Below are 1445 nucleotides of genomic sequence, written 5' to 3'. Positions count from 1 at the left end.
CTGAAGCCGAGGAGCGCTACTACGCCATGATGGCTGAAACCGCCGTGGCGGCGTGACTCAAACAAAACAGCCTCCGGCAATCCCGGGGCGGTTCAAAACGACTAGATCCCGAGAATGCCTTTATCACGTTTTCACTGGCCCCAAAACACCGAGATTTAGCACGATATTGACTTTTTTGAATGCGCTAGGTTTGTGTTTTTCACTTAAGCTGCTTCCTCGAAAGGGATGATCCCGTACCAAAACGGCTTCTGACACAACAATTCGCCGTAATGAAAATGCGCGCGAGAAGCCGCATAAGGCCCAAGTCAATGTGTGCTAATTCATCCAGGGCAGCAGCAAAGTAGTCGATCATCTCTTGAAGATGCCGTCGAGCACTATCGGCCCCTGCGCGTCGTTGCCAAACAGGAGACCGGGGCCTGCAGGTCCTTTTCGTGCGAGCCAGGCCACTGATGCGACCTAGGGCTTTCTGTAGGAACTAAAAGCCGAGACAATGATTGGCAATCACCTCAGAAACTGCAAATGGCACAATCACCGAGGCACCCCTCTCAAGAGCATCCGCACGCGGTGACTATTGGAAGGCATCACGCCCGAACGGCAAACGCGGTGGCTGGCTTCTGAACGTAACCCTCCGGTAGAGGCCGCCTTGCGGAACTGAGCGCGGACTGGAAGTCATAGGACTATTTCTAGGGATGGTCCTATGACGAACGCGCAGGTCGAGGTAATCACGTCGGTTCAGCGGCGGCGGCGCTGGTCTTCGGAGGAGAAGCGGCAGATCGTTGCGGCGGCGATCAAGCCCGGTGCCGTGGCGTCCGAGGTGGCGCGGGCAGCCGGGATTCATGTGAGCCAATTGTTTCGCTGGCGGCAACAACTGTGCGGGCCTGCGCGCGAGACGCCGGGGTTTGCACCGGTGGCTGTTGTGCCAGATGCGGCGTCGTCGAGCATGATCGAGGTCGAGTTTGCGAGCGGAGCCCGGATGCGGATCGCAGGCGCGGCCGATCCGGCAACGGTCTCGGCGATCATCAAGACGCTGGCCAGGGACGTGGGACGGCGATGATCCCGGTCCCGAGTGGCGTGCAGGTCTGGCTGGCCACGGGTCACACCGACATGCGCAAGGGTTTTGATGGGTTGGCGCTGCTGGTGCAGGAGACGCTGCATCGCAATCCACACAACGGCAACCTGTTTGTGTTCCGCGGGCGGCGGGGCTCGCTGATCAAGGTGTTGTGGCACGACGGCCAGGGCATGTGCCTTTACGCCAAGCGGCTGGAGCGGGGCCGCTTCGTCTGGCCTTCGACGGCTCCGCGCGAAGGCGTGGACCGGTCGGTGACGATCACGCCAGCGCAGCTGGGATATCTGCTCGATCACCCATGTTGATGCCCCTCTTTATTAGGCTGACAGATTCTTAGATCAAGTTGCGCAATGACGTGGTTTCGAAGGTCTCGGACAGC

2 protein-coding genes are annotated in these 1445 nt (G+C 59.4%); both read left to right on the top strand.

Translation table 11 applies throughout. The annotated features are described in order from the left end of the window. The first annotated feature begins 697 nt into the window (after positions 1-697). On the top strand, positions 698-1054 hold the full coding sequence (locus tag M2427_RS42035; protein ID WP_280712565.1) for a transposase: 357 nt from the start codon (positions 698-700) through the stop codon (positions 1052-1054). After that, positions 1051-1371 (top strand): IS66 family insertion sequence element accessory protein TnpB, encoded by a 321-nt coding sequence (gene tnpB, locus M2427_RS42030; RefSeq protein ID WP_280712564.1) that lies wholly within the window; start codon positions 1051-1053, stop codon positions 1369-1371. Before M2427_RS42035 ends, tnpB begins: the two co-directional genes overlap by 4 nt. The last annotated feature ends 74 nt before the right edge of the window (positions 1372-1445 follow it).

Origin of the sequence: Bradyrhizobium sp. BR13661, from assembly GCF_029892425.1 — a bacterium.
Taxonomy (GTDB): domain Bacteria; phylum Pseudomonadota; class Alphaproteobacteria; order Rhizobiales; family Xanthobacteraceae; genus Bradyrhizobium.
This window is presented reverse-complemented; position numbering and strand designations above follow the sequence as displayed.

What these genes read in the sequence shown, in the direction of transcription:
- M2427_RS42035 (WP_280712565.1), top strand. Translation starts at nt 698, where the DNA reads ATGACGAACGCGCAGGTCGAGGTAATCACGTCGGTTCAGCGGCGGCGG.
- tnpB (WP_280712564.1), top strand. Translation starts at nt 1,051, where the DNA reads ATGATCCCGGTCCCGAGTGGCGTGCAGGTCTGGCTGGCCACGGGTCAC.